Source organism: Pedomonas sp., assembly GCF_036515995.1.
In the GTDB taxonomy this organism is placed as follows: domain Bacteria; phylum Pseudomonadota; class Alphaproteobacteria; order Sphingomonadales; family Sphingomonadaceae; genus Pedomonas.
In genome coordinates this window covers 1-4295 of the sequence record NZ_DATBUP010000120.1, presented here as the reverse complement: position 1 = coordinate 4295, position 4295 = coordinate 1, and the positions used below count along the sequence as shown (strand labels likewise).

Here is a 4295-nt window from a genome sequence, read left to right as displayed (position 1 = left end):
TATATTAAAACTGCTGTGCTGGGATGCTGTTTTGGCAACCGAAACAGCTATCCTTTATTCCAGGAAAACAATCAAAGTGTTGGCGCGGCGGCAGAATCGCCATTCCAGTTTCAACTGGAAAGGCTAACGAAACGAAGCTTTGCAGTAAATCGCGATTATAATCACAAAGCTGAAAATAAGATCAGAGTCTTAGAAGTAAACTTTACTTTCGATCATGTTGTTTTGGTTCCATTGACTGGCAAAATGTCGCGGCCAACAGGGCGCTCGGGCCAAATAATCTACGCGATTGGTCTCTGTTTTTATGGCATATGCATCCGCACTACATCGGCCGTGTGCAATAGTGCGACGGCCCGGCGCGAAAGGGTTTGGTGGGGATTAACCCGCAAGCATGGCCTGCGCCTTCGGAGACGATCATGCAATTCCTGTCAGGCTTGAAGTTTGCAGCCCTTCTTGGGGTGGCTGCCAGTGTTGCTGGCCCTGTGCGCGCCGCGCCGCTTTCTTATGAAGGCACGATTGCCCTAGGCAGCACGACAGTACATGCCTTGAAGCAGTACCAGTCTGATTGGTGGAGCTTTCAGGGCAAAGCTGGCGACAAGGTTGCAGTTACGGTGAACCGGCTGGAGAACGCCTTCGATACGGCCTTTTTTCTGTATCAGGGCTACGGCGATACGCAGAACCTCAGGTTGCTCGGCACCGCCAATGACGAGATCGATCAGCTTGATGGTTTCAGCGGTCCTTACCGGGATGCGCAGTACATTTTCACCATCCCGGAAACCGCATATTACTCGGTCAGAGTGTTTAACACCCTTCCGGCCGCAGGTGGCAAGGACAAGGCGTTTAATTACCAGATCGCGTTCAGCTATGCTCCCGGTGCCAATCCGGGTGCCGGGTCAGGGTCTGCACCAGAGATCGGTACCGCCGATCCGGCCCCGGTCCAGCCTGTTCCAGTGCCCAGCTTGCCTGACAGCAGCTTCGAAGAAATCGTCAACCCCGGCATTCCGGGCGGGCCGCTGCCGTCGGGCGGCTCCTTGCCGATCGAAGAGACAACCTCGCCAACCACCCAGTTGCCGGGTGTCGGTAATCCTGAAGCCGTGCCGGAGCCAGCCGCCATTGCTCTGGTTGGTGCGGGGCTGCTGGGCGTAGGCCTGCTGCGTCGGCGCCGCCAGTAAAACCGGATATCTTGGTGCTGTTGCCGGAAAGGCCGCCCTTCTGGGCGGCCTTTTGCGCATCTGGCGGGCCCAATGGCGGCCATAGGCTCTGGTCAGGGCAGAGCACTCGTCTTATCTCTCGGCAAACGGGTTTCACATCGGGGCGGTTGCCCCAAGGCGGGTGCCATGTCGAGCGACGAAAGCCAGAAGGACGGGGGCCAGATGAAAGACAAGCTCATCCGGTCCAAGCAGCAGTGGGCCAAGGAAGGCCGCCTGCTCACCGGCAAGACCGGAGACCGGATGGTGGAACGTCTGCCACCCGGCCAGCGTCTGGTGGAGACCTGGCCCGTGCTGGACCTCGGCATTCAGCCGCACATTCCGAAGGAGCAGTGGTCGCTGACCATCGATGGCCTCGTGGACAATTCGGTGGTGTGGACCTGGGACGATTTCATGGCCCAGCCGCAGTTCGAGGATGTGTCGGACATTCACTGCGTGACCCAGTGGTCGCGCTATGACAACCGCTGGAACGGTGTTTCCACCCGCCACATCCTTGAGGTGGTGAAGCCCCGGCCCGAGGTGCGCCATGTCGTCCTGCACAGCTACGATGGCTATACCACCAACGTGACGCTTGAGCATTTCTCGGACGAGGATTGTCTGGTCGCCCACACGCATGACGGCCAGCAGATCACGCGTGAGCACGGCGGCCCAGCGCGGCTGGTGATTCCGAAGTTCTACTTCTGGAAGTCCGCCAAGTGGATCCGCCGCATCGAGTTCGTGGCGCAGGACAAGCCCGGTTTCTGGGAGGTGCGCGGCTATCATAACGAGGGTGATCCCTGGAACGAGGATCGCTACTCGTAATCGGGCGAGCCTATCCGCCAGCAAACCGACCGCTCGTGCGGCCAAACGATGCTGGGGCGCGATGATCGTGCCTCGGCTTCCTTGCGGCCGCCTGCGGCAGGGATTACCGTTTCGCCCCTGATCGCCTGCTGCGCGCGGGAGGGGTATGGATTCTTGTCTTCCCAGTACCGTGCGCGCTGTTTGCAGGCCGATATTGTCGCGTCGTCGCGAACACCAACACCCTGCGGCTTTCGGGATGCCCGAGGCCGCATCATCTGCGGGGGTATTCATGAATCGCATTCGCCTCTTCACTCTGGCCAGCAGTGTTGCGCTGAGCCTGAGCCTTGCAGGGCCTGCTCTGGCCGAGGCCGGAAAGCCGACCTACGGCACCTACGGCTTCGATGCCGCAGGCATGGACACCGGCGTGAAGCCGGGAGATGACTTCTACAATTACGCCAATGGCGCGTGGCTGAAGAACACGCCGATTCCGGAAGACAAGTCGAACTACGGCATGTTCACCGTGCTGGCGGATCAGGCCGAAGCGCAGATCCACGCCATCGTCGAGGAGCTGGGCGCGTCCAAGGCCGCGCCGGGCACCGAGGCGTGGAAGATTGGCACCCTCTATGGTGACTTCATGAACGAGGCCGCCATCGAGAAGGCGGGCCTGGCCCCCGCCAAGCCGGAGCTGGACCGTATCAAGGCAATCCAGACACCCGCACAGCTGGCGCAGGCCTTCGCCCGCATGGCGACCCTGTCGGCCAAGCAGCCGTTCGGTATTTACATCGGTCAGGACCGCAAGGCGCCGGACGTGTACGTGCCGTACATGGGGCAGGGCGGTCTCGGCCTGCCGGACCGGGACTATTACCTCGTCGACAATCCGAACTTCGCGGAGGCCCGCGAGAAGTACAAGCTGCACATCGCCAACATGTTCAAGCTGGCGGGCGTGCCGGCGGCGGATGCCACGGCGAAGGCCAATGCCATCTATGCCATGGAAGAATCCATGGCCAAGGTTCACTGGTCGCGCAGCGACAGCCGTGACCGCGACAAGACCTATAACAAGCGCACGCTGGCCCAGCTTCAGGCCGAAGCGCCGGGCTTCGACTGGTCGGCCTACTTCACCGCGCTGCGCCTGAACACGCAGCCCGCGTTCCTCGTCTCCCAGCCCAGCGCCTTCACCGGCATGGCGCAGGTGGTGGCGAGCACGCCGCTGCAAACCTGGAAGGACTACCTGACCTTCCATTACCTCAGCGCCTATGCGGGCGTCCTGCCGAAGGCGTTCGTGGAAGAAGAGTTCGACTTCTCGGGCCGCACCCTCTCCGGCACTCCGGCGCTCAAGGCCCGCTGGAAGCGTGGCATCGAGCTGGTCGAAATGGCCATGGGCGAGGCCGTCGGCAAGATCTACGTCGAGCGTCACTTCCCGCCCGAGTCCAAGGCCGCGGCCGACAAGCTGGTGAAGAACGTCATCCTCGCCTACGACCAGCGCATCAACAGCCTGGACTGGATGACGCCGGACACCAAGGCCAAGGCCAAGGACAAGCTGGCCAAGTTCAATCCGAAGATCGGCTATCCGTCCAAGTGGCGTGACTACACCAACTACGAGGTGAAGGCGGGCGACCTGCTCGGCAACGCCCAGCGCGCGGCGGAATTCGAGTTCTGGCGCGAAGTGAACAAGCTCGGCAAGCCGGTTGACCGGGACGAGTGGTTCATGACCCCGCAGACGGTCAATGCCTACTACTACTCGACTAACAACGAGATCGTGTTCCCGGCCGCCATCCTTCAGGCGCCCTTCTTCGATCCGAACGCGGACGATGCCGTGAACTACGGCGGCATCGGCGCGGTGATCGGCCACGAACTCGGCCATGGCTTCGACGATCAGGGCTCCAAGGTCAATGGCGACGGCATGGAGATCAACTGGTGGACCGAGCAGGACCGTACCCGGTTCGACTCGCTCGGCCTCGGCCTGTCGGCGCAGTATGAGAAATACTGTCCGTTCCCCGGCGAATGCGTGCGCGGCAAGCTCACCCTCGGCGAGAACCTGGGCGATCTTGGCGGTCTCAGCGTCGCTCACGCGGCCTACAAGCTGTCGCTGAACGGCAAGGACGCACCGGTGATCGACGGCACCACGGGCGATCAGCGCTTCTACCTCGGCTGGGCGCAGGTGTGGCGTCGCGCTTACCGTGAGGCTGAGCTGCGTCGTCGCCTTGTCACTGACCCGCATTCGCCGTCCGAATACCGCACCAACGGCATCGTTCGGAACATGGATGGCTGGTACAAAGCGTTCGATGTAAAGCCGGGCGACAAACTTTACCT

Annotated in this window: 3 protein-coding genes; all 3 read left to right on the top strand. The window is 61.3% G+C overall.

Going from position 1 to position 4295, the window contains the following annotated elements; all coding sequences use genetic code 11:
- Positions 1-413 precede the first annotated feature (413 nt).
- Positions 414-1169, top strand: coding sequence for a PEP-CTERM sorting domain-containing protein (locus VIG90_RS09375; protein WP_331593239.1), 756 nt, complete (start codon positions 414-416; stop codon positions 1167-1169).
- 165 nt (positions 1170-1334) lie between these two features.
- Positions 1335-2006 carry a sulfite oxidase-like oxidoreductase gene (locus tag VIG90_RS09370; RefSeq protein WP_331593238.1) on the top strand — a complete coding sequence of 224 codons (672 nt, stop codon included), beginning with the start codon at positions 1335-1337 and terminating at the stop codon, positions 2004-2006.
- Between the two features lie 268 nt (positions 2007-2274).
- Positions 2275-4295 (top strand): M13 family metallopeptidase (locus tag VIG90_RS09365; protein WP_331593237.1); only part of this gene is annotated, 2021 nt, incomplete at its 3' end.